The 25,037-nt window shown below is 33.8% G+C and carries 29 protein-coding genes; 8 read left to right on the forward strand and 21 right to left on the reverse strand.

Annotated features, from left to right (window positions below; genetic code table 11):
• Positions 1 to 76 precede the first annotated feature (76 nt).
• Positions 77 to 823, reverse strand: coding sequence for a metallophosphoesterase family protein (locus K5790_RS05655; protein WP_297593201.1), 747 nt, complete (start codon positions 821 to 823; stop codon positions 77 to 79).
• 109 nt (positions 824 to 932) lie between these two features.
• On the opposite strand from K5790_RS05655, the gene K5790_RS05660 reads away from it, so the two are divergent.
• Positions 933 to 1,964: an isocitrate/isopropylmalate dehydrogenase family protein gene (locus K5790_RS05660; RefSeq protein ID WP_297593202.1), complete on the forward strand. Its 1,032-nt coding sequence runs from the start codon at positions 933 to 935 to the stop codon at positions 1,962 to 1,964.
• On the opposite strand, the gene K5790_RS05665 is transcribed toward K5790_RS05660, so the two are convergent.
• From K5790_RS05665 to K5790_RS05705, 9 genes are all read right to left on the reverse strand, one after another.
• A complete protein-coding gene (locus tag K5790_RS05665) occupies positions 1,965 to 2,501 on the reverse strand; it encodes a HemK2/MTQ2 family protein methyltransferase (protein WP_297593203.1) in 537 nt (178 codons plus the stop codon).
• Entirely contained in the window at positions 2,476 to 3,183 is a 708-nt protein-coding gene (locus K5790_RS05670) for an rRNA adenine dimethyltransferase family protein (protein WP_297593205.1), read from the reverse strand. Before K5790_RS05670 ends, K5790_RS05665 begins: the two co-directional genes overlap by 26 nt.
• A complete protein-coding gene (locus tag K5790_RS05675; RefSeq protein WP_297593207.1) occupies positions 3,180 to 3,746 on the reverse strand; it encodes a DUF655 domain-containing protein in 567 nt (188 codons plus the stop codon). Before K5790_RS05675 ends, K5790_RS05670 begins: the two co-directional genes overlap by 4 nt.
• Before the next feature lie 20 nt (positions 3,747 to 3,766).
• Entirely contained in the window at positions 3,767 to 4,093 is a 327-nt protein-coding gene (locus K5790_RS05680) for an RNA polymerase Rpb4 (protein WP_297593209.1), read from the reverse strand.
• 2 nt (positions 4,094 to 4,095) lie between these two features.
• Positions 4,096 to 4,395, reverse strand: coding sequence for a 50S ribosomal protein L21 (locus K5790_RS05685; RefSeq protein ID WP_297593211.1), 300 nt, complete (start codon positions 4,393 to 4,395; stop codon positions 4,096 to 4,098).
• Between the two features lie 56 nt (positions 4,396 to 4,451).
• Positions 4,452 to 5,507, reverse strand: coding sequence for a 23S rRNA (adenine(2503)-C(2))-methyltransferase RlmN (gene rlmN, locus K5790_RS05690; protein ID WP_297593213.1), 1,056 nt, complete (start codon positions 5,505 to 5,507; stop codon positions 4,452 to 4,454).
• Between the two features lie 86 nt (positions 5,508 to 5,593).
• Positions 5,594 to 6,802: a DNA repair and recombination protein RadA gene (gene radA / locus K5790_RS05695; protein ID WP_297593215.1), complete on the reverse strand. Its 1,209-nt coding sequence runs from the start codon at positions 6,800 to 6,802 to the stop codon at positions 5,594 to 5,596.
• Between the two features lie 97 nt (positions 6,803 to 6,899).
• Positions 6,900 to 7,220 carry a hypothetical protein gene (locus tag K5790_RS05700; protein ID WP_297593217.1) on the reverse strand — a complete coding sequence of 107 codons (321 nt, stop codon included), beginning with the start codon at positions 7,218 to 7,220 and terminating at the stop codon, positions 6,900 to 6,902.
• A 45-nt stretch (positions 7,221 to 7,265) separates the two neighbouring features.
• Positions 7,266 to 7,568 carry a hypothetical protein gene (locus K5790_RS05705; RefSeq protein WP_297593218.1) on the reverse strand — a complete coding sequence of 101 codons (303 nt, stop codon included), beginning with the start codon at positions 7,566 to 7,568 and terminating at the stop codon, positions 7,266 to 7,268.
• A 122-nt stretch (positions 7,569 to 7,690) separates the two neighbouring features.
• Here K5790_RS05705 and K5790_RS05710 point away from each other — a divergent pair, with 122 nt between their 5' ends.
• Entirely contained in the window at positions 7,691 to 7,855 is a 165-nt protein-coding gene (locus tag K5790_RS05710; RefSeq protein ID WP_297593219.1) for an AbrB/MazE/SpoVT family DNA-binding domain-containing protein, read from the forward strand.
• Here K5790_RS05710 and K5790_RS05715 read toward each other — a convergent pair.
• Positions 7,845 to 8,762 (reverse strand): hypothetical protein, encoded by a 918-nt coding sequence (locus tag K5790_RS05715; RefSeq protein ID WP_297593221.1) that lies wholly within the window; start codon positions 8,760 to 8,762, stop codon positions 7,845 to 7,847. The two genes, K5790_RS05710 and K5790_RS05715, sit on opposite strands and share 11 nt — an antisense overlap.
• Positions 8,763 to 9,127: 365 nt before the next feature.
• Here K5790_RS05715 and K5790_RS05720 point away from each other — a divergent pair, with 365 nt between their 5' ends.
• Positions 9,128 to 10,249 carry a DDE-type integrase/transposase/recombinase gene (locus K5790_RS05720; RefSeq protein ID WP_297593223.1) on the forward strand — a complete coding sequence of 374 codons (1,122 nt, stop codon included), beginning with the start codon at positions 9,128 to 9,130 and terminating at the stop codon, positions 10,247 to 10,249.
• 4 nt (positions 10,250 to 10,253) lie between these two features.
• Here K5790_RS05720 and K5790_RS05725 read toward each other — a convergent pair whose 3' ends face one another.
• From K5790_RS05725 to K5790_RS05750, 6 genes are all read right to left on the reverse strand, one after another.
• Complete coding sequence (locus K5790_RS05725; protein ID WP_297593224.1) at positions 10,254 to 10,487, reverse strand: hypothetical protein; 234 nt, start codon at positions 10,485 to 10,487, stop codon at positions 10,254 to 10,256.
• Positions 10,488 to 10,506: 19 nt separating this feature from the next.
• The gene (locus tag K5790_RS05730; protein WP_297593225.1) at positions 10,507 to 10,692 is read right to left on the reverse strand and encodes a hypothetical protein; all 186 of its coding nucleotides are present in this window, start codon (positions 10,690 to 10,692) and stop codon (positions 10,507 to 10,509) included.
• A gap of 383 nt (positions 10,693 to 11,075) precedes the next feature.
• A complete protein-coding gene (locus tag K5790_RS05735; protein WP_012215770.1) occupies positions 11,076 to 11,258 on the reverse strand; it encodes a 30S ribosomal protein S30e in 183 nt (60 codons plus the stop codon).
• Between the two features lie 41 nt (positions 11,259 to 11,299).
• Entirely contained in the window at positions 11,300 to 13,024 is a 1,725-nt protein-coding gene (locus K5790_RS05740; protein WP_297593227.1) for a radical SAM protein, read from the reverse strand.
• A gap of 51 nt (positions 13,025 to 13,075) precedes the next feature.
• Positions 13,076 to 13,888: a dihydroorotate dehydrogenase electron transfer subunit gene (locus K5790_RS05745; RefSeq protein WP_297593228.1), complete on the reverse strand. Its 813-nt coding sequence runs from the start codon at positions 13,886 to 13,888 to the stop codon at positions 13,076 to 13,078.
• Positions 13,872 to 14,783 (reverse strand): dihydroorotate dehydrogenase, encoded by a 912-nt coding sequence (locus K5790_RS05750; protein WP_297593229.1) that lies wholly within the window; start codon positions 14,781 to 14,783, stop codon positions 13,872 to 13,874. The genes K5790_RS05745 and K5790_RS05750 overlap by 17 nt, the downstream gene beginning before the upstream one ends.
• 85 nt (positions 14,784 to 14,868) lie before the next feature.
• On the opposite strand from K5790_RS05750, the gene K5790_RS05755 reads away from it, so the two are divergent.
• Positions 14,869 to 16,212, forward strand: a complete 1,344-nt coding sequence (locus tag K5790_RS05755; RefSeq protein WP_297593231.1) for a ribonucleotide-diphosphate reductase subunit beta — start codon at positions 14,869 to 14,871, stop codon at positions 16,210 to 16,212.
• Complete coding sequence (locus tag K5790_RS05760) at positions 16,130 to 16,873, forward strand: fibrillarin-like rRNA/tRNA 2'-O-methyltransferase (RefSeq protein ID WP_297593233.1); 744 nt, start codon at positions 16,130 to 16,132, stop codon at positions 16,871 to 16,873. The genes K5790_RS05755 and K5790_RS05760 overlap by 83 nt, the downstream gene beginning before the upstream one ends.
• On the opposite strand, the gene rnhB is transcribed toward K5790_RS05760, so the two are convergent.
• Positions 16,870 to 17,490: a ribonuclease HII gene (rnhB, locus tag K5790_RS05765; protein ID WP_297593235.1), complete on the reverse strand. Its 621-nt coding sequence runs from the start codon at positions 17,488 to 17,490 to the stop codon at positions 16,870 to 16,872. The genes K5790_RS05760 and rnhB overlap by 4 nt on opposite strands.
• A 60-nt stretch (positions 17,491 to 17,550) precedes the next feature.
• On the opposite strand from rnhB, the gene K5790_RS05770 reads away from it, so the two are divergent.
• Positions 17,551 to 18,699 carry a tRNA (guanine-N1)-methyltransferase gene (locus tag K5790_RS05770; RefSeq protein WP_297593236.1) on the forward strand — a complete coding sequence of 383 codons (1,149 nt, stop codon included), beginning with the start codon at positions 17,551 to 17,553 and terminating at the stop codon, positions 18,697 to 18,699.
• On the opposite strand, the gene K5790_RS05775 is transcribed toward K5790_RS05770, so the two are convergent.
• From K5790_RS05775 to K5790_RS05785, 3 genes are read right to left on the reverse strand one after another with little or no spacing between them, the layout of a single operon-like run.
• Positions 18,689 to 19,282 (reverse strand): RlmE family RNA methyltransferase, encoded by a 594-nt coding sequence (locus tag K5790_RS05775; RefSeq protein WP_297593238.1) that lies wholly within the window; start codon positions 19,280 to 19,282, stop codon positions 18,689 to 18,691. The genes K5790_RS05770 and K5790_RS05775 overlap by 11 nt on opposite strands.
• The gene (locus K5790_RS05780) at positions 19,279 to 20,043 is read right to left on the reverse strand and encodes a transcriptional regulator (protein WP_297593240.1); all 765 of its coding nucleotides are present in this window, start codon (positions 20,041 to 20,043) and stop codon (positions 19,279 to 19,281) included. The genes K5790_RS05775 and K5790_RS05780 overlap by 4 nt, the downstream gene beginning before the upstream one ends.
• 54 nt (positions 20,044 to 20,097) lie before the next feature.
• Positions 20,098 to 20,562, reverse strand: coding sequence for a hypothetical protein (locus tag K5790_RS05785; protein WP_297593241.1), 465 nt, complete (start codon positions 20,560 to 20,562; stop codon positions 20,098 to 20,100).
• Positions 20,563 to 20,665: 103 nt separating this feature from the next.
• Between K5790_RS05785 and K5790_RS05790 the strand changes: the two genes are divergently transcribed.
• Positions 20,666 to 22,759: an AAA family ATPase gene (locus K5790_RS05790; RefSeq protein WP_297593242.1), complete on the forward strand. Its 2,094-nt coding sequence runs from the start codon at positions 20,666 to 20,668 to the stop codon at positions 22,757 to 22,759.
• A 97-nt stretch (positions 22,760 to 22,856) separates the two neighbouring features.
• On the forward strand, positions 22,857 to 24,998 hold the full coding sequence (locus K5790_RS05795) for a biofilm-associated protein (protein ID WP_297593243.1): 2,142 nt from the start codon (positions 22,857 to 22,859) through the stop codon (positions 24,996 to 24,998).
• Positions 24,999 to 25,037 lie beyond the last annotated feature (39 nt).

Genomic DNA, 25,037 nt, shown 5'->3' on the forward strand with positions numbered 1-25,037 from the left:
TATTCCAAAAATTGCTATAATACACAAAAACATGCGTAAAAATGCATAAAATTATGAATAAAGTGTCGCAAATAATCTACTGGTCATCTAATAAATTGTAGTTATTTACCAATTCATCAATGGGCATTCTTTTTCCACCTACAATTTTTAGATCGACTTGTATCTTTTTGTTTGAAATGGTAAGTATGTTGTATGTATTTTCAAATAGTCCACGAACACGCTCAGAGGTTGCAGTTCCAGCATTGACAACTGTGAGTGTTTTAAAATTCCAAGCCCAAGGTCTGTGCTTGTGTCCACATAAAACAACATCAACTTTTGAATCCAAAACAGTTCTTAAAACATCACCAGCATCAACTACGGTTAGTTGATCAGACCCTGTATCAGGTATCGCAATTAGGTGATGATGCATTGCTACAATTTTTATTTTATCTTTGTATTTTTTCATAGTTCTCTCCAACCACAAGTTTTGTCTATGTCCTACTTCTCCCTCATTTCTATCAGGTCTTGCAGTTCCAACAGTAACTAAAACTACATCATCATCTAGCTCATTTACTGTTTCAAATGGAAAATATTTTTTGAATAAAAGATAACCAGTGTTTCTATAATCATGATTTCCACTGATGGTGATAATTTTTTTTGTTTTAAATTTCTCTAATAGTGATTTGCATTTTTTATATTCTCCCATCAATCCCTCATTTGTAAGATCACCCGTAATTACGATCACATCAGGATTAAGTTCGTTTACTTCCTTAACTAGAATATCAAATTTTTCTTGTAAAAATTGTGAACCTACATGAAGATCAGAGATTTGAACTATTTGCATTATTGTTTAATGTACAAATCATCTTTTAAATCGTATCTATAGATTGTATGTAATTAACTTCCATTACCAAGGTAGGATTAAATAATAATCTCCTCAAATTCATGCAGTTTTGAGTAAAAAAGCAGCAGTAATGAAGGGAGATGGAATTGGCCCTGAAGTAGTTGAATCAATGCTCAAAGTTCTAAAAGAGTGCAACATGCAGTCCGAAGTAATTCTGTGTGAGGCAGGCTCTGAGCAATGGGATAAAAATGGTAGAAAGGACAAATCATACATTCCTGATGAAACTATCAGGATTTTAGAAGAATCAGATGCTTGCTTTAAGGGACCAACTACAACCATTCCAGTTCCAGGTGCACCAAGAAGTGTAGCAGTCACACTACGTCAAAAATTCGAATTATATTCCAATATCAGACCAACTAAAACATTTGATAGATTGACACCAAATAGAAAGCTTGATTGTGTTTGTTTCCGAGAAGCAACTGAAGGACTCTATACTGGAGTTGAAGCAAAAATTAATGAAGATGCAGCTATTGCAATTAGAAAGATAACAAGACAAGGTTGCGATAGATTCCTAAATTCAGCTGTAAAGTGGGCAAATCAATACAATTTGAAGAAGATGGTTGCAATTACTAAAAGAAATATCCTAAAAGAAACTGATGGAATTTTTTGGAATTGTGCCCAAAAAGCTGTTGAAAGGACAGGAATTGAATTATCTGAAATTTACATTGACAACATGGCTCAACAAATGGTTGTGGCACCTGAACAATTCAATGGAGCAGTATTAGTTAGCACTAATTTATTTATGGATATTATCTCGGAGCTTGCTTCAGGTCTAGTTGGTTCTATTGGATTAATTTATTCTGCAAATATGGGAGATAATTTTGCAATGTTTGAGGCAGCACATGGAAGTGCACCACAATTTGCAGGACAAAACAAGGTAAACCCAACAGCAACTGTTCTATCAGGTGCATGGATGGCTGAGTATCTTGGAGAAAAAGACATCAGAGATGCAATCTTTGATGCAACATACCAAGTAATTAACGAAGGAAAGAAGGTAACTTGGGATATTGGAGGCAATGCATCAACTACTCAGATGACTGATGCAATAATTGAATATGCAAAAAATAATCTAAAGAAATAATCAATTTATTGCCTCTACTAAAATCAGTTCTTCAAAGAATAGTTTCTTTTTTGCGATAATTCTAGTACTCAAGCCTAATTTTTGTGCGTAGTTGATTAGTCTTTCATAGTTTGAAAGAGAAGAAGTGACAAAAACAAATTTGCCATTCTCTTTGAGATTATTAATTACTGAATCAAATATTTTTTTTGGAATTTCAAATCCCTCTGTACCACCATCAGTTGCAATATCTAAGATTTCATCTGTAGCAAGGTAAGGTAAATTGCATACAATAAAATCAAATTTAATTTTTAGTGCATCCGAACCGTTACAACAAATCAGATTTTGTGTTCTGTATGAGGTTTGATGTGCCAATACATCAAAGTTAATATCAGTTCCAATAACAAATGAGAAATTATCAGCTAAAAGTTTGGTTAGATATCCAGAACCACTACCAATATCTAAAGCAAAAACTCCTTTTTCATTTTCAATATTGTTAGCAATGAAAAAAGTATCCTCTGAGGGAGGATATTCCTCATTTTTCAAGTATTTGGTTTGCAAGATTAATTATTTCATCTCCAGATAGATCATCCACTCGTTTATCGATTAATGATTCCTTGTCAAATTGCTTTAGAATATTTTTAATAGTTTTGCGTCTATATGAGAAAATTTTGTTAATTGTATGAATTAATTCCTTTGGAAGAGTATTTCTTTGTTTAATTTTTAAAATTACCGAATCGATTTTTGGTGGAGGTGAAAAATTATTTTTTCCTACTTTGGAAATGGTCTTTATTTCAAAAGCATGCTGTGCTATAATGCTAATTGCTTTTCTTTGTTTGGTAGATTTTGCAAGTAGTTTTTCAGCGAATTCTTTTTGAACCATTATTATTCCATGTGAAAAGGATTTTTGTGAAAGCCACTCTATTGCATCTTTACTTCTAGAATAAGGCAGATTTGATACAAAAATTGTAAATGAATCTTTTTTTTTAAATCCATCACCAAATTTTAAAATCAAATTATTATGATTGGAAAACTTTGTTTGGGCGTTTTTTATTAATTTCTCATCAGCATCAACTGAGATGACTTGTCTTGCCTTTTCACATAGTAGTGGAGTTAGTATTCCTAGTCCTGTTCCCAACTCAAAAACAACATCATCTTTTGAAATTTTAGCCTCAGAAACTATGGATTGTGCAATTGATTGCGAGTTTAGAAAGTGTTGTCCAAGTAGTTTTCGCTTTATCATCTCTTTACAAAGAGATTCATTCTACTTTCACCAGTGATTTCATCCATGATTCTCTCTGCAATGTGTTTGATCGGTTCTTTGAATCCAACTCTGTCTTGCAAATCCTGATAACTCTCAAACTGTTTCTTTTCTCTCTCCTCTAGCATTGTTTTCATGTAGGTTTTTCCAATTCCAGGAATTAATTCAAGTGCGTGAATTCGGGGAGTTAGTGGTCTTGCATTATTTAGATATGAAACAAATTTTGATTCATTATTGGTCACAATGTTTTCTACCACATTTGGCAACTCGCTTTGAGCAGATGAAGATATTTTATCATAATCCATTTTACCTAAAACAGATAGAACTTTGATTCGTCCTTCTTTTCCGATGTATATCTTCTCACCAATATCAAAAGTAGAATTTGGAACTCCAAGAATTTCTAAAAGTGTTAAACGATCTTCACCAATGGCAGTTACAATAATGCCTTCTCTTCCTCTAACTGTTGATGATTTCCCTCTTGGATTAAAATCTAGAACATATGCATATTCCTCATACTTTCTAGGTGGGGATTGTGCCCGATGCAAAATAAAATGCTCCTGAAAAGTTACGAGTGCTCCTTGATTATCTTGAGCATTTTTTCTAGTGTCTCAGCAAGAATTAGTTTTTTCCAACCAAATGTAAAAGAACGTAATTCAGCTAAACTTGTTGGTCTAATGTTTACAATCTCAACAGCTTCATCTTCTGTTAATTCACATTCTTTAATGAGTCGTTTTTTCATTTCTTTGGCATCTTTTGGATCTATAGATACAAATTTTGAAACATAATCAAATGTCCAACGTTGAATTTGGTCCATCTCTTCAGGATCAACTTTTCCTAAAATTTCTTTAACTTCTGATAGAGAAATAGCTTGTTTCTTTTTTATTTCTTCCATATCTATACACCGAATGGTTTTATGTGATCCAATCTAGTGATTAAGGTTTTCGATTTATCACCTAATTTGACATCAAGGGTTATTGCGCGTCTTCCAACCTTAGTAACGACACCTACTTTACCGTGATATCGTCTGTGTGGCAGTCCCTTGTGCTGTCTTGGATCAATGATGACAAGTGCTTGCTGACCCTCATGATATTCACGAAGTAAGAATGAAACTCCTCTTGGGGAGTCTTTTTTCATAACAGATCGGGATTTGTGTTTAAATCCATGTGAACGACCATGAGATTTCTTAGTTGCCATAAGTGTAAAATCTCTGAAAGCCCTATTTTAAGACTTAGAACAGATTTTAGCAAAAATTAGCCAATAATATCGGTTCGCAGTTGTCCACAAGCAGCAGAGATCTCAGTTCCTTTCTCCACTCTCACAGTACAATTTACACCAGATTCAGACAAAATTCTCTCAAATTCAAGTACTCTTGCCTTTGATGGTCTCTTAAAATCCCCTGCAGTAGGATTAATTGGAATTAGATTAACATGAGAACCATTTCCTTTCAAAAGTTTGGCAAGTTCTTTTGCAATTTCAGGAGAGTCATTAACTCCCTCCATCAAGGCATATTCAAAAGTCACTCGTCTTCCAGTTTTTTTGAAATAACGTCTTCCGGCATCAATAATATCTTCAACAGAATTTGGTCCTGCAGTAGGAACTAATTCCTTTCGTAATTTGTTGTTTGGAGAATGAAGTGATATAGCAAGACCAATCTGTAGATGTTCATCAGCTAGTTTATCGATTCCAGATACAATACCTATTGTAGAAACTGTGATATGTCGTTGTCCTAGTCCGAATCCTCTATCATGTGTTAAAATTCGTATTGCTCTAATCATTTCATCATAGTTTGCCATTGGTTCACCCATTCCCATAAACACCAAATTTGTAACATGTTCCCCTCGTTTCTCTAAAATTTCTGCAAAATGAATCACTTGAGATACAATATGTTCAGCTTTGAGATTTGTTTCAAATCCCATCTGTCCTGTTGCACAAAACACACACCCCATTGCACATCCTATTTGAGTTGAAACACAGATTGTTGATCTTGGATGACCACCAATTTTAGTTGAAGGATATTGCATCAAAACTGTTTCCACATTATTATCATTAGATAAATTGAGTAATAGCTTTGTTGTCTCTCCATCATCACTTACAATTCTATGAATCTCTTTAGCAGAACCAATTGTGTATCCCGCTTCTGTTAGTTCTTCTCGTAATTTTTTGGGAAGTTGTGGTATATCATTGATGTCTTTTGGAAATTTGTAATATAATGGAAGTAGGATTTGATCAGCTCGATATCTAGGATAGCCCATATCCATTACTAGTTTTTCCATCTCTTCAGGAAGAAATCGATAAAGATCTGTCATGAAGTACTAACTTCTCAAATCATATTATAATTTAATCAATGAATAAAAAATTAAAGAAAATAGAAAATAGGAGAAAATAGAGAGATTTACTCTTCTATTGGTTCAGAATCATCAGATTCTGCACTTGTAGATTCTACAGATTTTTCTTTAGCACTTTTTGCAGGAGCGTCTTCCGGTGTTTCTACTGTAGCCTCTACTTCTGGTGTTTCTACTGTAGCCTCTACTTCTGGTGTTTCTACTGTAGCCTCTACTTCTGGTGTTTCTACTGTAGCCTCTTCTTTGGTCTTTTTGGTAGTTGCCTTTTTAGTAGTCTTTTTGGTCTTTTTCTCTGCATCTTCAGGGTCTATGACTCCTGCTTCACCTAATGCAAAGATGACTTCTTCTTCTGGATGATGAGGACTATCCACCATTCTGGCAATTCGTTTTTTACCTGATTTCTTAAAGTAGATTCTGTAGGTACTTGTATGTGCAACTACATTTCCACCAATTGGACGTGTTGGATCTCCAAAGAAAACATCAGGGGAAGCCATTACTTGGTTGGTTGCAATTGCAGCACAATTGTATGTCTCTGCAATTCTAGACAGCAGATGAACAAAGTGATTTAGTTTTTGTTGTCTTGTAGATAGTGTACCTCGTCCAAGATATTCAGAACGGAATAATCCAACTGCAGAATCTGCAACAATTAGTTTTACATTATGCTCTTCAATTATTGGACCAGCTTCTTCTAGGATTAGTACTTGGTGCGCACTGTTGTATGCACGTGCTACTATGATGTTATCAAGTACTTTTTCTGGATCCATCTCATGAGCTTGTGCAATAGACACAATCCTTTCAGGTCGAAAAGTGTTTTCAGTATCAATATACAAAACGCTGCCTTCAAGACCACCTTCTTCTTTACTTTTTTGAACCATTACAGACATTGTATGAGCAAATTGTGTCTTACCACAACCAAATTCACCATACACTTCTGTTAATGCTTGAGTTTCAATTCCACCATCAAATAATGTATCAAGACAGTTTGTACCTGTTGTAATTTTACCTATACTTTGTCTGTGTTTGTAAATTTCACTTGCACTAACAAAATCTTTGGCAATTAACCCACCTTCAACTAAATGTTGACGGGCTTTATTGACAATTTTGTCAGCAGTATCCTTTTCCATTCCAGTGATTTCTGCAATTTCTACAGGACCTCTGACGATGAGATCCATGACGTTGTGGATACCTGCATCGGATAATTTTCTTGTAGTTACAGGACCTACGCCCTCTAAACTATCTAATCTTAAATCTTCTACCATACCGTATGGTACGGTACCAGTACTTTATAAGAGTATTGTTTTAGGGTTCTGTCAAATCTGCGGTGTATTTGTTGACTGTAAATAATCGGTTGAACGCTTAGAGATTCTTATCAGCCCATTTGATAGCCTTGTACCCTGCATAGAGACTAACTCCAATAGTGGCTAAAGTGACTAATCCTTGCGGAATACCTGTTTTTTCTTCTACATAATTTGAGAAATGTTTGACTGTGCCAACTGGAAAATCAGTGGCGTTGAATTGATCATAATGGATATCTCCCCAAAATGCACCATTTTCAAATACTACATGTCTATTACCAAATTCTTTTTTCTCTCTATATTCGATCTTATCATCTGAACGTAAGGCGGTAGTGTTTATCCATTGTTCTGGATGTGATCTTACTTCGTCAATTGAAATCATCAATTCAGTATTATTTTTATCATATTTAACAAATATGTGACAAAATTAGATCGTTATACCTAACCAAGCAAAAAAGACTTGTTCAGACACATAATTGATTACTCCATACATAATTGCATACCCAATTGTTGACCATAATCTTTTGGATTGAATTGTTTTACTAAGAGTTTTTTTGGTTTTGTATGCAGATATTGAAGCAACAACAGGGGGTGCTAAAGCAATAATAATTTTTTCAACAATAGTAAGTTCAAAAACTATGGAAATTCCTAAACTAATAATCACACCTACAACAAACGATCCGATTAATTTTCCAAGTGGAAACTTCTTCATTATTTGCTTCTGTCGCATAAAGTGCAGATACATCTTTGAGTATTTTAACACATTCCAACAATTCACCCTAATAATTCAATAATTTAGGCATAAATTCATGACCCCATAAATCTAATATACTTCAAACAAGATAATTCATTGTGGCAAAAATACAGCGCGTTAAAGCGTATACATACAAAGATCATGACATTTACAAATACAGAATTAATGTACCATCAGATATTATTGAAGAGTTAAAATGGAAAGAAGGTACCGAAATAGATTTTAAAATTAAAAATAAAAAATTAGAAATATCTAAAAATTAGAACCTGCCCATGCTGGAACTTTTTGAGATCTAAATCCTTTATCATTTCTGATGTGTTTACTAACAATTCGATTACATTTTGGACATGGAATACCACCTGAAAAAGTCATAACAATAACATCTTCCATTTTGAGATATAATTCATTTAAAATACACGCACATTTTTTATTTTTGCATTCAAATTTCACATACACTCCTTCAGGATCTCGTGACGTCATACGTGCTAATTCCTGTAATGAGGAATCATGTGAACGCATTGCAGTATCAAATAACAAATTTGTTGTTTTTGTTTTATAATATTGAATTACAGTGTCTTTTTGGGATTCATCTAAAATAGATAATGCTTGCAATACAGCATTACTTAATGCGTGAATTTCTGAAGATTTTGCCTGATTTACGCCATTTTGTGCTATTTTCCACAGATTAGGTTCACTACTTGTTTCAGCGTTTTCAACAAGATTTCGGATGAATTCTAAAACGTATCTTTGGATTCCATTATTGATACAGTTTAACAATACAGTTCGTACAAAAAAAGTCATGGGGTCACTACCTCTTTCAGGTTGGAAAATTTTCTGAAGTATTACGGTTTGGTCTCCCATTACTCGTTTTTCATCAACACTAACAGCTAAAGCCATAAGTTTTCCTCCATCACTTAATTCATACTTGGAATCTTTTCTTGCAGAATGCTGTGCAACTATCAAAGGAGTAACAAAATTAGTCTTTACAAAAGTTTTGACGTAATCATGTGTATCAGTGTAAGGAACACCTGATTTGGCACTAAGTTGTTTTATTGAAATGGGGGAATGAAATTCAAACATAGTGATCAAAACTTCTCTTCGATTTTTATCCCCTACTTTCAACTTTCCATGTCGTTTTTCTCTTGAAAAAAAAGTAAATCGTTCCATCATCATATAATAATTAACATTTTTATTCATTTAAGCATAGATCATGCAAAATCCGACAGTGTCGAAAAATGCATGCAAAATCCGACAGTGTCGAAAAGTGATTGAACAGTCGTTATATCTTCTCAAGACTATCAATTATTGAGGTGATAATGAGTACAAACCAAACTCCTACAAATTGTAGTTAGTGATCTGAAACATTGTTTGAGGTTTTGTCAATCAGAATCTAGGACAATAATGTTGAACAGGTCATGAGCTGAAGAACACTAATGCAAGTAGGATGAATTTGGTTTGTACTCAAATCATATAAAATTATGGGTGTTTTTATGACCCCATAATGTTTATATAATTATGACCCCATAAAGAAGGTGTTGAAAGACGAGAAAAATCAAAGACAAGAAAAGGGAAAACAGATAGCACTAAAATCAGATCTAATCAGAATATCAGACTATCATTATCAGGTACATTCCCAGACAACAAACAGGGATTACCATGTTATCAAATCAGATGGAGTATGGCATTGTGATTGCCCAGACCACAGATTCCGCAAAGTCTGTTGTAAACACATTCACGCAATAGAATTTTCACTCAAAATCAGAGAAGAAGTTAGAGAGAAAAACAAGGTAACTATTGAGCCTGTTAGTGTAGATTCATGCAGATTCTGCAAGAGTAAAAACATCAAGAAATACGGTGTAAGACGAAACAAACACACAGCAATTCAGAGATTCTCATGTTCAGACTGTCACAAAACATTCTCAATGAATCTAGGTTTTGAGAAGATGAAGCATAACCCAAAAGGGATTACTACTGCAATGCAACTATACTTTTCAGGCGAGTCACTAAGAAACGTGGCTAAATCACTCAAACTCTTAGGCATGGATGTAACCCATCAGACAGTCTACAACTGGATTAACAAATACACCAAACTCATGAACCAATACTTAGACAAGATAGTACCGCAAGTCGGGGATGCATGGAGAGCCGATGAAGTTTATGTCAAGATTCGTGGTGAGTTGAAATATGTATTTGCAATGATGGATGATGAGACAAGATTCTGGATTGCACAGGAAGTAGCAGATAGAAAAGAAGGTCATGATGCAAGTACCTTACTGCAAAAATCAAAAGATGTAACAAAAACAAAACCAAAAGTGTTCATTACTGATGGTTTAGAATCATATCACAAAGCATACAAGAAAGAGTTTTGGACATTGAAAAGATTGAATCGAACTCTACACATTAGACATATTCACTTACAGGGAGATATGAACAACAACAAAATGGAGAGGTTGAATGGTGAAATCAGAGATAGAGAAAAAGTAATGAGAGGAATAAAGAAAAAAGATTCCGTTACACTAACTGGTTATCAGTTATTTCATAATTACATCAGACCACATAGTGCATTAGATAACATGACACCAAGTGAGAAATGTGGAATTACAATTAATGGAGATAACAAATGGATTACATTAATTCAAAATGCGAGTAAAGATTAGGAGATTAAAATTGACGATGGTTTCTATGTTGTTCTAAGCCATGAGTGTTGATGGATATGATGTATACTTTTTGTTCATCTTTCTTAATCACATAATTTACTGGCATTTCCATTGTTTCTTTTGTTTCATCATATTCATCAACAATATCATACTCAAAGTCTTCAGTAATGTCTGCATTATTTAAAATAAAATCAATCCAATCAGATACAAAACTTCTTGCATCCCTTTCTAACTTCATAAATTGAAGAAGAAATTTTTTAGTGTAGGCTAGAGTCCACAAGTTGTTCTATTCCAGCCAAGTAGGATTTTGCTTCTAGTATAGAGCCCTCAAAAACAATATCAGTTGTATTGTTTTCTAAAGCATCAACGAACTGTTTCTGTTCTTCAATTTGCGCTGGAGTAAATACAAGTTTCACTACACGTTGCGAATTGTTTTGATACATAGTCTCAAAGTTACCAAATTCGGATTTAAACGTTACCACAATTACCGTACAAAGTACGGTACCACCTAAAACAATAACCCATTAGACATAACTCATAACCCATTCATAATTCATACTCATAGGCATACCCTACACCACCCCCCTAGGGGGGCGGACGACCATTATGAAGTATGTAAAAAGCATGTAATTCTGAAACATGCATGTTTCAGAAAATGTTTGTTCATTTGAACAAACAAAATCTGTTTTAGATCGTACCTACGCCTAGTGCGGTACTGCTGAAAATCATATCAACCGACTTTTTACGCCTAGCGTATCAACCGTAGGCTTTACAGAACCTGTTTTAGAAAATGATCGCAACTTGATAAAATTCTAATAATAATTGACTATCGTCTCTTTCTTCTTTGGCCCGGTTTGTTTTGTCCTGGGAATCTACCAAGAACAAATCGTTTTTTGAAGTTGCTCTTATTTCTAAGACTAGAGTTTGTACCTACAATCTTTCTTCCTTCAACCTTTGGAGTTTGTCCTCTTACTTTACCTGCTTTGGTAAGTGAACCGTGTGTTGCCATGTGATAATATTACCATTTAGTGAATTTATGTATTTGTATAACTACCAGTACTTGGCTTTAACAGTATCAATAACTTGTTCGTGTTCCTTGCTCTTTCTGCGTGCATATCTTTCCATTGCACCTAATGGAACACCGCCAAGAGATCTTGCTATTGCATTAAAGAAGTATCTCTGTGGTCCTTTAGAACCAGTCTTAGTCATGAATTTTTGAATACCATATTTGAAATTGTGTTGCCATGTCTTATAGAGAACACCCAATTGAGCAGGAGTCATTTCATTTCCAATGTTAAAGAAATCAGATTTTTCTAATAGTCCAATTGGGACAAATGTGAGTGCTGTTGCAGTAAACATTGAATCAGGTTGTTCATGTTCTAATTCACTAATTAGGCGAATAGTCTCCCATGAATCTTCAGGAGTTTCATCATTATCAAGACCCATAATCAAAGTGAATGCAGGAATCCAGTAATCCTGATTCAAGGTCTTGACACCCTCTTTTACAACCCAATGCCATTCATCTGGCGAGTATGGTGCAAGTTTTCTATCTGCGTATTTACCAATTAATCTAAGACTGCCAGTTTCAAATCCAGCTTGGACACCAATCATGTTGTCAGGACCAGCCTTCATGATTTTAGAAAGATTTGGAATTAATTTTTCATCGGCTATAGCTCCTGCCAAAGTTCCATGTGTAGGATTTGTATGTTCAACCCCTGTAGACATGATTGCGGTGAATAATTCTTCTAGTGCTTCTCTGTTTGGCTCCATGCCTTTTGCAGTACGCGGATCCATTCCATAAACAAAGATATCATCACTGTGAATCCATGCAGATTTAGAACCACCTTTCTTCATGTTAATTTCAATTTCTCTTTTTACTTTTTCTGGAGGATAGTATCTCAATGATCTTAATGTAACATCACAGAATTTACATCCCCTACCACAACCGCGCATTACTTCAACCATTCCATGCATACTTGGTTCTACGATATCAGGAATCTCTTCTAATTCGGGTCTATCCCAGAAATTTACAAATCTTCCATGTAGTTTCTTTCCATTTCTTTCAAATTCTTTAATGTTAACTTTAAAGTCACTTCGTTTTCTGAAAGGATCCATATTTTCAAAATCACCATTAATCAAATAGTTGAAGAATCTACCTGCATGTCCATCAATTTCTGGAGCAATGCCTCCAAGTTCTCCCTCCAAAATAGCATAAATTCCAAATTCTTCGATTTTTTCTGGATCATAATTGTATTGCCAAGTTCCTGAAGCACCAGAAATTACTTTGGCTTTACTTCCAGTTTTTGCTTTTGCAGCTTTAATTCGATGATGGAGTTCTGTATTATAATATTCATCATAAGACATTTGTTTTCTACCATAAGTGAATGTCATTGTTACAGGACCCATTCCAAGTGGATCCATCTCATAAGTTCCAATGACTTCAGTTTGAGGTCCAATGAACTGCTCAATATGATCAGGATGAGCAACCACAACATCTTGTCTACTAAAACCATCTCGAAGTAAACCAGCTTCTAATTTTCTCAAGCCGTATGGAGCATAATTTGCAACACCGTTTGTGTGAGGGATATAATTACAAATAAAATCAAACAAAATTTTTGGAGTTACTTGTTTTCCAAGAATCTTGTACCAAAAACTACTCTTATCTCGATTTGGGTCTATTGCCGGAGCACATCCAAAAAATGTCGCTAATGACAAACCACGATATGGCGACATTAATGTTCTATCAGCAGTTAACACTATCTTTGGAGTTCCCATACCCTTCAACGAAATAATTTTATGATTTATTTTAAACCTTGCTAGTCAAACTTAATAATTTTCTAAAATTCCAGCCTTATTCCTGTGAAAATAACCAAATTCTTTATTTTTTGATAAATGTTCCCCATCAAAGACAGTCCCATCTCTGCAAACTAGATCTTCACCAACACAACAGCTTCCACAAATACCAACTCCGCATTTCATCATTCTTTCAAGACTTGCCTGTACGAATAAGCCTCTGGAATGAGCTGATTGTACCGTCTTGTACATCATTACTTCAGGCCCGCAAGTATAGATGCCATCAAATTTTGTTTCATTAACAAGTTTTTCAACCAAATCAGTAACAAAACCTTTTTCACCATAACTGCCATCATCAGTTGAAACAATTACTTTGTGAGGGTTTTTTTCTAAAAGTTCATTTGCCAACTTTTCAAAGAATACTTCATCTTTTGTTTTTGCGCCAATTAGAACAGTGACATCATCAGTTGGTTTAACAAATGTAAGTAATCGCATCATTGGAACAAGTCCAGTTCCACCACCAACTAACAACAATCTACCTTCTTTAAGATCAAAAGAATTGCCATAAGGACCACGAATTCCTATTTGTTCTCCTTTTTTGATATTAAATAACCCAGTAGAAGCTGGTCCGTGTTTTCTAACAGTAAATGCTGCTTTTCCTGAATCTTTAGAAATCATCACACTCATTGGCAACTCATTAATACCAGGAATCCAAACCATTGCAAATTGTCCAGGTAAGACATCAGACATTATTTCATCGGAGAAAACCAAAGTTCTAACAGTTGGTGTTTCGTCAATTACTTTCTCAATGGTTACAATTGTTGGGTGATTATGATTTCTTTGCAAGTCCAACCATCTCCTTAATTGTAGAAAATTCTTTTCTTTTCATATATTGAATAATTCCATCATTAATCTCATCAAAAACTTGAATCCAATTATCACCTATTGCACTACCCAATTGAATCCCAGAAGCACCTGCTAAGAAAAATTCAATTGCATCTTCCCATGTAGATATTCCACCACAACCAATTATTGGAATATCATATTTTGAAGAAATTTCATAAACACATCTTAATGCAATTGGTTTAATTGGAGTTCCCGATAATCCTCCAAATTTATTACTCAAAATTGGTCTTTGTGTTTCAGTATCAATTGCCATTGCCCTAACAGTATTAATTGCAGTAATAGCATCTATTCCAGACTCAATTGCAGTGCCCACAGTTTCAAGATAGTGAGTTGTACCTAAACCAACTTTTGCTATAACCGGAACATTTGTGGTATTTTTTACTGCAGTCACAATTTTTTTTACCAATTCAGGATCATCTCCAACTTCTAGACCAACTTTGGCAACATGGGGACATGATAAATTCAATTCATACGCAGTAACTTTACAATTTTCAAACTGTTTTACCATCATCTCAAAGTCTCCAGGAATTGAACCAACCAAACTTACAATTATTGGAACGTCCTTGTTTGGTTCAATCATTTTTGCAAAATTAGGGGCACCAGGATTTGAGAGTCCAACAGCATTAATCCAACCGCCTCCCTTTACACTAAAGATAGTAGGATTTGGATAACCTTCCCATGGTTCTGTACTCAAAGATTTTGTAACAACGGCTCCAGCTCCAGAACGATAAAGTCGATTAAAAACATCCAAAGAAATGCCTAAAATTCCTGAAGCCAACATCACAGGTCTCTTTAGATGAATTTGACCTATGGAAGTTTCAAGACTAGGTTCCACTTTGATTAATGAACTTAGTTTGGGATATAATAGTTGATTTGCTCATCTGGTACCTTTTTTAAAGGTGACTTAGATTGTACTAGTCATGTATTCTGTAATTTTAACAGAATTGGGAATTTCAGTTTTTAATGATGGAAAGCTGGACAAGGCATTCCCATTTTCTAATTCAGTTAAAGAGTATCTTGCAGTGAAAAATAAAGAGTCAAAACTAAATGAGCTTGTAAATTATCTTGCTTCGATTCAAAGAGGAGTTTCAGTCAGTGATGAATCATTATTGGCTATTTTGAAAAAATATTCGATTGACTCTCATCTAATGGATTCAAGCGAACTTGAAACGGTTCAAGCAACAAAACCACAAATTATAGTTGATTCAGGTTTTGCATCAAATCTTCAAGACACATTAGGAAAATTAAGAGAGTTTGCATTAGGAATTTCATCTTCTAAAGTAACAGAGGTTTCAGAAAGTCCAGATCTTCATATCATTCAAGCAATAAATTCACTTGATGAGATTGACAAAATTGCAAATGGTCTAAGCTCAAGACTTAGAGAATGGTATGGATTACATTTTCCAGAATTAGATAATGTGATTGATAGTATCAATGGTTATGCTCAAATCGTAATGGCTGGAAAAAGAGAATCATTAACAAAGCAAATTTTTGAGGATGCAGGTTTTCCTGAATCTAAAGTAGAAATGTTATCATTGATTTGTACTAAAAGTAGAGGAGGGGACATATCAGATGTCAATTTAGCAATTGTTCAATCTATTGCAAAACAAATTCTAGATTTTCATGATTTACGTAAAAAACTTGAAGAGCATGTAGAATCTGAGATGAATACAATTGCTCCTAATCTTTCAGCAATACTTGGTTCTGCAGTTGGAGCAAGAATTTTAGGAAGAGCAGGTAGTCTCAAAAGATTGGCATCTCTACCAGCAAGCACAATACAAGTTTTAGGAGCTGAAAAAGCATTGTTTAGATCATTGAAAACTGGTTCTCAACCACCAAAACACGGATTACTATTCCAACATGCAATGGTTCATTCTGCACCAAGATGGCAAAGAGGAAAAATTGCACGTGCAGTTGCAGCAAAGGCGGTAATTGCTGCTAGAGTAGATGTTTACGGTGAAGGACTAAACCAAACATTACTTGAAAAACTCAATGTTAGAGTTGATGAAATAGGCAAGAAATATGAAAATCCTACTGAAAAAGATATGAGACCACCTCAAACCTTTAGAAGAGAAGGTGGAAACTTTGGCGATAGAAGAAGAGAAGGTGGAGAAAGAAGAAGAGGTGGAAACTTTGGCGATAGAAGAAGAGAAGGTGGAGAAAGAAGAAGAGGTGGAAACTTTGGCGATAGAAGAAGAGAAGGTGGAGCAGACAAAGAAAGATCTGGTTCAAATAAAAAGAGAAAGAAGTTTGGAAGAAGATAATCAATCATTTTTTTGGATAAAATCAGATGGCGAAAGAAAACTAGCTACTGAAAATATAGTTCCTGGAAATCAAGTATACAAAGAAAAATTAATTTCTAAAAAAGGAGTGGAGTACAGATTATGGGATCCCTTTAGAAGTAAATTAGCAGCAGCAATTATGAATGAACTAGACTACTTTCCATTTGAAAATAAAAGTAAAGTTTTGTATTTAGGAGCATCAACTGGAACCACAGTAAGTCATATTTCAGACATTGTAGGTCCAAGTGGAATAGTTTTTGCAGTGGAACATGCAAGTAGAGTTGCAAGAGATTTTTTGGATAGAGTTGCAACATATAGAAAAAACATTATGCCAATACTTCAAGATGCGAGAAAACCTAAAGAATATTTTTCAGTATTTGGAAAAGTAGATGTTGTGTATGTTGATATTGCACAACCAGACCAAACACAAATTGCATTAGATAATTGTGAAATGTTTCTAAAAAAAGAAGGGTATTTTTTTCTAGTAATCAAAACAAGAAGCATAGATGTAACAAAATCACCAAAGAGAATAATAGAAGAAGAAACAGAAAAATTAAGAAATAAATTTCATATTTTACAATCCATTGATTTGCATCCATATGATAAGGATCATGCAATGATCATAGCAAAATCAAAAAATTAGCTTTTTAAAATAATTTTCTGGACTGGTTTCCAGCTTTTACGTACAAAACTAGGCATTGATTTATTGATTTGATAGTATTTTCTAACAAATGTCACAGTAACAGAATCTGATGGGTATCCACTTCCCAAATCATGATTTTTACGCAATTTTGCTATTGCCTTATCTCTAGATACTTTTGCTAAAATTGATGCAGCAGATACTACTACAAACCTACTATCTGCATGATGATATGATTTAATTTTATGATTGTTGGATAGTTGAGAAATTTCCTTACCAAATCTATTTGGATTTACATCACATGAATCAACATATGATGTATCAGCATTTAGTTTTGAAACAACTTTTGCCATATATTTTGCCTCTAATCCATTCAAACAGTGATTTTTAACACTTGCATCAATGATTCGGGGAGAAATTTTTGTTATGTAATAACTATCAACTAGTTTGATGATTTCCTTGTAAAGTATCTCACGGGATTTCGGAGCTAGTTTTTTAGAGTCTTTAACACCCAAAGAAGATAATTTTCGTAATTTTCTTTTATCTAATGAAATTCCTGCAATTACTAGTGGACCTAACATTGAGCCTCTTCCAGCATCATCAATACCACAAATTTGCACGAACTTTGTCTAAAAACACAAGTATTAAACCGTTATACGTTTAGAAAAAATGAAATTAGTTTGGAATTTCCCGATGAATCATTTCAAGAAATAGTTGAAGGTAAAACAAAATTACTTGTACCAAAAAAATCATTAACAGATAAAGTTCCACCAAAAAAACCTGCATTCTTTAATCCAAAAGCTAGACTCAATAGAGATTTTTCTATAATTGCATATGCAGCTTTTCTCAATAATTTCCAAGCTCCAAAAATTTTCCTAGAAGGGCTATCAGGTATTGGTGCAAGAGGATTACGTGTTGCAAATGAATTAGATGTAGATAAAGTGGTAATTAATGATCTAAATCCAACGGCTCTAAAAATGGCTGAGTATTCAGCCAAGTTAAACAAATTAGAAAATGTAGAATTTTCTGAAAAAGAGGTATGCAGATTTTTAAGCCAATATTCAAAAAAAGGGGAACGAGGCTCAATTGTAGATATAGATCCATTTGGTTCTCCTGCAGCATTTTTTGACTGTGGAATTAGGGCAACTATGCATGGAGGAATTCTCTCAACTGCAGCCACAGATCTTCAAGTTCTAAATGGGTTATTCCAAGAGGCATGTAAGAGAAAGTATGGAGGTATTCCTGTTAGAGCAGAATATGGAAACGAGATTGCAATAAGATTGATTTTAGGTTGCCTAAGAGTAGTTGCAGCAAGATTAGGCGTAACAATAATTCCATTATTTGTGGAAAGTGATATGCACTACTATAGAACATTTGTAAAAATTCTAAACAGACCAGATCAACAAAATAATTTGGGTTACATAGTTCATTGTAAGAATTGTAGACACAGAAAGATTTCATTGGAAACTCAGCAAACCTGTGAATTATGTAAATTAAAAATAAATTTAGCAGGACCATTATGGATTGGAAAAATTTTTGAAAAAGATTTCATTCAAAAAATGTTATTAGAAATTTCTAATCTAGAAATAGATAAAAATTGTGAGAAAACACTAAACAAATGTCTTGCTGAGTCAGAAATGCCTGGAACATATTTTACGATTGATGAGATTGCATCAAAAATGAAAGCATCACCACCAAAACTAGAAAATGCAATATCAAATTTACAAAAAAATAATTTCCTAGCAAGTGTCACTTCATTGAATCCAACCGGGTTTAGGACAAATGCAAACATAGATGAGATTATTAAAATTTTTCAGTCTATCCAATAAAACCTAGACAAACATAATACAATTCACTACTTTGTTTTCTACTTGCTTTAGGTTTAGTAAGATTTATTCTTGCAAATTTTTTCTTGACATAGTCTTTGAATTCCATTGAAAATTCGCCATCAAAAACTTTGAAGACTGCATTACCCTTATGAGCTAAAACTTTATCCATAATTTTTGTGCAATCATAATTTAACGAAATTTGTTTAGCATGATCCACTGTCCAATTCCCACTAACTTGAGGAGATAAATCGCAAATTACAGCATTAACTTTACGCCCAAAATAAGACATTACCTCATCAACTACAATCTCATCCTCTATATTTTCACGAATAATATGGGCTCCAGGTATCTCTTCAACATAGGACAAATCAACTCCCATAACTTTTCCTTGATTCCCTGCTAATTTTACGGCCATCTGAGTCCATCCACCAGGTGCACATCCTAAATCAAGTACATAAAATCCCGGACCAATTATTCTATAGGATTGATTCAGTTCTTTTAGTTTGTAAGCTGCTCTACTACGATAACCCTGTTCATGAGCTAATTTTCTGTAATGATCTTTTCGTGCATCTTGAAGTTTCATTTGGATTTCGCAGGTTTCTTCATTTCAGCAATTACCCAATCTTCAATGAATTGACAATTTCTTGGACTAATTTCACCTTCTAGAGAACATTTTTGTTCAACAGGACAAACCAAACAAGGAGCATTTTCAATTGATTGAGTACTAATGGGTGTTTTTTTAATTATTAGTTTGTAAGTCCAACGACCTTTCTCAAGAATTTTTTCTCTAGTGATCGTACCCATTCTTTCAAGTTTTAATGCTAATCTAGAACCGTCACGACTTGTAAGTTTAAGTTTTTTCCACAATTCACTTTGGAACATTCCATCAGATTCACGTTCTGCAAGAATATCATAAACTCTGTTAGTAAGTCTCTCCATGTCAACTTTTTCGATTTGGAAATTTTCTATTTCCTCATCAGAGAGTTGTTCTTCTAATTCTTCTTCTAGTGTTTTTTCAGCTTCCTTTTTAGCTTCTTCTAATTCTTTTTTAGTTAATTTTTTTACTTTTGCTGGTTTTTCTTCTGTTTTCTTTGCTGCTTTTGCTGCAGGTTTCTTTGCTGTTTTTGCTGCAGGTTTCTTTGCTGTTTTTGCTGCAGGTTTCTTTGCTGCAGGTTTCTTTGCTGCTTTTGCTGCAGGTTTCTTTGCTGTTTTTGCTGCAGGTTTCTTTGCTGTTTTTGCTGCAGGTTTCTTAGATTTAGAAGGGGTTTTTTTCTTTTTTAGTTGATCAATTTCACTTTTTATTTTTTCAGCCTCTTCAATTAGAGAATTTTTTTTCTTTGCCATTAAATCACCTTATTTTTAACCTCAATTTCTTCTGTACCATCCAATAACTCATTCCTATTTAACACTAAATGTCCCGCTAATTGAGATATTCTTTAGTTGTTTTGAAACCATATCCACTACGATCTCATAATTACCTGGAATATCTATAGCCTTGGAAAATTTGTCTCCAATGGGCAAAATTTGATTTCCTTTAACAAAGCATTGTTCAAAGAATCCACCCTGAGTAATAACATCACTTTTACCAGCAGAGTAAATGGTCACATAAAGATCTCCACAATCAAATGAGGAATCATTGATTTTGATTTGAATTTCAACAGGTTCAGATGTTGAATATTGTTTTGAAAGTCCAATAATTTCAATAGACGAACTATGAGATAAAACACCATCAGAATAAGACATTGGCCACATGTTTAACTCTCTATCAGGCTTATCAAGAATATCAGCCATTACTGCAGAGCCAAAAAGGACTGATAATATTACAGGTAACAAAAATACAACAAAAACTCTTCCTGATGCCATTTGTTTTAACAACTGTGATTCCCTTATATCTATTTAGTAGATTTTGAAAACTTGAGATCAATTTGACGAATGAGTTAAATCGTAGCCGACTAAATATCGCTAGATGCGACTTAGAAAATTCAGAGTTAGAGCATATCGTTGCATTCATGATTCTGGAGAAATAACGGTAGGTGATTTAGCTGCTTTTGTAGGCAGAAATGAGAGTGGAAAAACAACCATTCTTCAAGCATTAACTCTTTTGAATAGAGATGAAACTGTTTCAGAATTAGATCTATGTGATGAAATGAGTGAAGAGCTCAAAGAAGAGATCAGGTTAGCAGAGGGAGAATTTGAATTAAATCAACATGAAATTGGACTGATTAAAGAAAAATTTCCCAATTTACCTGAAATTAAAAAAATCAAATTAATTAGAACAAATAGAAATTCAAAAGTTCAATACGAATTTGAAGACATCAAACTCAGTGATAATTCAAATGAAGGAATTAATTCCTGGGAGAATTTTTCTAAAGAAATTTTAGAGTTTTTGAGTACAATTCCAAATCATCTAAGAATACAAATCGATACCAAATTTTTTGAAGGACCAGTGCCAAAAAATCAAGAAGCATTTGATAGCGGCATGGCTGAATTTAGTAATCAATTCCATGTTATTGCAATTCAAGAGCCAAAAGTGATTGAGGAATGGGAAAAAATCTACGAAAAACCAGAAAACCAATATCCAAATCTTCTAAGCGGTGAGAGTGAAAAAACAGCACTGCAGAATTTTATTTGGTCAGATTTGCATCCAAGATTTGTGTATTTTTCTGATTACAAAAAAATCTATGGAAATATCAACCTCAATGAATATCTCAGAGAAGAAAGAGGTGAAAGAGCAGACTCTATAGAGTATATTGAAGAATTTGACAAGGCTGAAACTGTAAGGAATCTATTTTATTTAGCAGAGTTAGATATGAAAGAATTAGATCAAGTAAAAGAAAGCCCATCAAAGTGTATTAAACTTCTAAATGCTGCAAGTAATAGATTAACAAGTAAATTAAATCCCGCATGGAAAGGAGACCCAATACATGTAGACCTAAGATACAATCCTGGAAATATTATGAGTGTTGTAATTTCAGATGTTCACAAGGATGGAACCATAACAAATACTGGATTGTTAAATAGAAGAGCTGAAGGTTTCAAGTGGACATTCTCTTTTATTGTAAACTTTGCAGCTGAAACTCAAAGAGCAGAACTAAAAGAAGCTATATTGCTACTTGATGAACCCGCAAGAAATCTTCATCCAACACAACAGATGGGAATTTCAGATTTGTTGAAAAATTTAGCAGGTTCAAACCAAGTATTGTATGCAACTCACTCACCATTTATGATATTTGATTACACACCTGGAAATTTACTAGTTGTAGAATTAGATAAGAGAAAACATCTGAGTAGAATATTTTATGATTATTGGAATGCAGATGATAAAACACTTACACCAATTTTGTATGGATTATCAAGAGGACAAGTTGAATCGATTGTAGACAGAGAGATTGGAACAAATTCACGACCAGTAATAATAGTAGAGACAATGTCAGATGCAATGTATCTTAATGCTTTTGATAAATTCCTACAAGATCCCAATATTTCTATGAATCCGTTAAATGTTGTGGCAGCATATAACAAAAATTCTGTTCTACCATTGGCCATATTTTATAGAAACCATGGCTACAAGACATTCATCTTATTAGATAATTCTGATGAATCCAAGCAAATCTCAGCACAATTAGCATCAAATGAGTTTTCATCAATTCAAACTATTTTCTTTGAAAGAGAAGGAAAGAAATTAGAATCAATTGAGGATTATATTGTTTTAGAAGATTATCTTTATCCTGTAAATCAAACATATGAAATCAAATTAAGACGTGAAGGATTTTCAAATTTGACTCCGTTAGAAGTTTCTTCAAAAGAAGGAAAAGGTATTTTGGAGAAATTAAAGAAGATATGGCAAGAACACCGAGATGATGATTGGGGACAATTTAACAATGAAGAGATCACTAGGTATATTTGTGAAAAAATTGCATTAGAGGAAACAAATTTTCTATCAGATAAAACTAAAGACCAATTTAGATCATTGTATAGATTAATTGCTGAGAGAATTAGACAGTATCAAAATGTGGTTACCAAACCTGATTTTGATAAATTTCAAAGGGCACGGGCTTAAGATTTAAGAAGTTTTCTCATGATAAATACTGAACTAAAAAATAAAAAAATAGGAAAAAAGCTTTAAGGTTAAATGAGAGATGCAGAATCTAACTTACATGAATAAATCCTCTACGAGAGGAATTTTCCTTTCAACTGCATTAGTATTTTCTATTTTACTAATTACAAATTTACCAAATTCATTTGCCCAGGAAGTTAGTGTAAAAAGTATTGCATTAGAAGAGACAACAGTTATTGAATTAACTAATGATTCAACTAAAGACATTAGCTCTTTTAGAATTTGGTTAGGAAGTGACTTTAGTTTTAAATCTTTTAAAACTGAAAAAGGATGGGTTGGTGAGAAAACACCTCAAGGTGTTATAATATTTACATCATCTGAAACAATCAAACCTGGAGAATCAGTCAAATTTGGAGTAAAAACAGACAAAGCTAAACCTGGAATTAACTGGAAGGCCCTAGATAAAGACGACAAACAATTAGATACAGGGAAAGTGTTAGCGGACGATTTACCAAAGGTTACTAAAAATTCCCAACCAAAACAAAATCAGCCTACAGATAACATAACTGGGAGTATCTCAGAAGATTCAACATTTAGAATAATTCCAGAAAAACCAAATGTAGGTTCAACCATCAGAGTTACAGGAGAAAAATTCGGAGCTTCTGAAGAATTTGATTTTTACATTAATTCAAAAAAGATAGGCAGTTTTCAAACAGACAGTAATGGTCATTTTATGACTACTATGAAAATTCCTGAAAATGAAAATGCAGATAGAGTAGATTTTAAAATACAAAATAAAGTAGGTGAAGAAAAAAAAATCAGTCTTAGAATTGGTGAAGTAGATAACAGAATACCAGTTGATGATGTTAAACTTACAGTTCAAGGAGTTCCTAATGTAATTAAGAGAGGAGATGAATTGAATATTTTCGGCACTGGAAACCCAGGAAGTGCAATCAAGGCCGATATTTATTCGCCAGAAGGAGTGGTAATCAATTCACGTACTTCAGCAATTGATTCCAAGGGGAATTGGAAGTTACCTGAGCCAATCATGGTCCCATTAGATTCGATGTTAGGAGAGTACAAATCTACTATTTCAGATGGTAGACAAACTATTGATATCAAATGGAAAGTAGAGCCACGAAGAGTGATCATTATCAATCCCATAGATTTACAATTTGAACTTGGAGACGTTATGAAATTTAACGGAACTGCAATTCCAAATGTACCAATGGAGATAAGATTAGAAGATCCTATTGGAAATGAAGTGTATTCAGATATTATTCAAATTGATGAAACAGGTCTTGTGGAGTTTGAATATCAAACTACAATGAATTCTCCAAAAGGAACATACACATTAATTGCTGCACAAGAAAAAAATAAAGAATTAATTTTTGCAGGACTTGGACAATTAGCGGTAATTCCAGTCAATTTAGAATTTGATAAATTAAATTACAAAGCAACCGAGACAGCAATAATTACGTTTTCTGGTCAGCCCTCAGATGTTGTAAGTCTTTTAATTGTTGATCCTGGGGACAAGCCTAAAGAGTCAGATATCACAATTCAGCTTTTGCCTGATGGACGAGGAAAATATTCTCTTCCATTAACAGGTTATGCATCTGGTGTTTATACTGCAGTTGTACAAAAGGGAAGTGCACAAAGTTCAGAAACATTCACAGTAGGTCTACAAATAGGCTCTGGAGAAATCGAGATCAATACTACAAAAGTAGATTACAATCCAGGAGATTCGATATTAGTCTTAGGCGAAACTGGACCTAACATAATTCTAACTTTAACATTAATTGATCCTGAAGGAAATGAAATAAAAATTAGAGAAACATATTCAGATAAAACTGGAAAGATTTCTGAAGATTCTTTTAGAATTCCATCTGATGCAGAACCAGGAGTTTGGACAATAAAGGCAAAAAGTGGCGCAAACTTTGACATTACAAAAATAAATGTTCTGGGAGTAGTCAAAGAAGGAATAGTAGTTGTGGTTACTGATGCTGGAAAGTTAGACGGAGTAAATGAATTTATCAATATACATATTTTCGGTGCAAAACAGACAGTAAGAATTACAATTTTATCAGATAGCGGAGAGCAGATAGAAAAATTAGAATTCCCTGCATCAAAATCAGGCGAGTTAAATCTACCATGGAAGATTCCAAAAGACATAGTACCAGGAACATATACACTAAAGGTATCTGATGCAGTTAACGAAGCAGAAACAACTTTTGAAATTTAGTTTCAAACAATTTTATTTCAGAGAATATTTGATTGTATC

The sequence above is a fragment of the Nitrosopumilus sp. genome, assembly GCF_025698945.1.
Taxonomy (GTDB): Archaea; Thermoproteota; Nitrososphaeria; order Nitrososphaerales; family Nitrosopumilaceae; genus Nitrosopumilus.

What these genes read in the sequence shown, in the direction of transcription:
- K5790_RS05790 (WP_297593242.1), top strand. Translation starts at nt 20,666, where the DNA reads ATGCGACTTAGAAAATTCAGAGTTAGAGCATATCGTTGCATTCATGAT.
- K5790_RS05705 (WP_297593218.1), bottom strand. Translation starts at nt 7,568, where the DNA reads ATGCGACAGAAGCAAATAATGAAGAAGTTTCCACTTGGAAAATTAATC.
- K5790_RS05795 (WP_297593243.1), top strand. Translation starts at nt 22,857, where the DNA reads ATGAATAAATCCTCTACGAGAGGAATTTTCCTTTCAACTGCATTAGTA.
- K5790_RS05655 (WP_297593201.1), bottom strand. Translation starts at nt 823, where the DNA reads ATGCAAATAGTTCAAATCTCTGATCTTCATGTAGGTTCACAATTTTTA.
- radA (WP_297593215.1), bottom strand. Translation starts at nt 6,802, where the DNA reads ATGGTAGAAGATTTAAGATTAGATAGTTTAGAGGGCGTAGGTCCTGTA.
- rlmN (WP_297593213.1), bottom strand. Translation starts at nt 5,507, where the DNA reads ATGACAGATCTTTATCGATTTCTTCCTGAAGAGATGGAAAAACTAGTA.
- K5790_RS05735 (WP_012215770.1), bottom strand. Translation starts at nt 11,258, where the DNA reads ATGGCAACACACGGTTCACTTACCAAAGCAGGTAAAGTAAGAGGACAA.
- K5790_RS05730 (WP_297593225.1), bottom strand. Translation starts at nt 10,692, where the DNA reads ATGTATCAAAACAATTCGCAACGTGTAGTGAAACTTGTATTTACTCCA.
- K5790_RS05755 (WP_297593231.1), top strand. Translation starts at nt 14,869, where the DNA reads ATGTATTCTGTAATTTTAACAGAATTGGGAATTTCAGTTTTTAATGAT.
- K5790_RS05700 (WP_297593217.1), bottom strand. Translation starts at nt 7,220, where the DNA reads ATGATTTCAATTGACGAAGTAAGATCACATCCAGAACAATGGATAAAC.
- K5790_RS05780 (WP_297593240.1), bottom strand. Translation starts at nt 20,043, where the DNA reads ATGGCAAAGAAAAAAAATTCTCTAATTGAAGAGGCTGAAAAAATAAAA.
- K5790_RS05715 (WP_297593221.1), bottom strand. Translation starts at nt 8,762, where the DNA reads ATGATGGAACGATTTACTTTTTTTTCAAGAGAAAAACGACATGGAAAG.
- K5790_RS05725 (WP_297593224.1), bottom strand. Translation starts at nt 10,487, where the DNA reads ATGAAGTTAGAAAGGGATGCAAGAAGTTTTGTATCTGATTGGATTGAT.
- K5790_RS05680 (WP_297593209.1), bottom strand. Translation starts at nt 4,093, where the DNA reads ATGGAAGAAATAAAAAAGAAACAAGCTATTTCTCTATCAGAAGTTAAA.
- K5790_RS05685 (WP_297593211.1), bottom strand. Translation starts at nt 4,395, where the DNA reads ATGGCAACTAAGAAATCTCATGGTCGTTCACATGGATTTAAACACAAA.
- K5790_RS05785 (WP_297593241.1), bottom strand. Translation starts at nt 20,562, where the DNA reads ATGGCATCAGGAAGAGTTTTTGTTGTATTTTTGTTACCTGTAATATTA.
- K5790_RS05775 (WP_297593238.1), bottom strand. Translation starts at nt 19,282, where the DNA reads ATGAAACTTCAAGATGCACGAAAAGATCATTACAGAAAATTAGCTCAT.
- K5790_RS05670 (WP_297593205.1), bottom strand. Translation starts at nt 3,183, where the DNA reads ATGATAAAGCGAAAACTACTTGGACAACACTTTCTAAACTCGCAATCA.
- K5790_RS05740 (WP_297593227.1), bottom strand. Translation starts at nt 13,024, where the DNA reads ATGGGAACTCCAAAGATAGTGTTAACTGCTGATAGAACATTAATGTCG.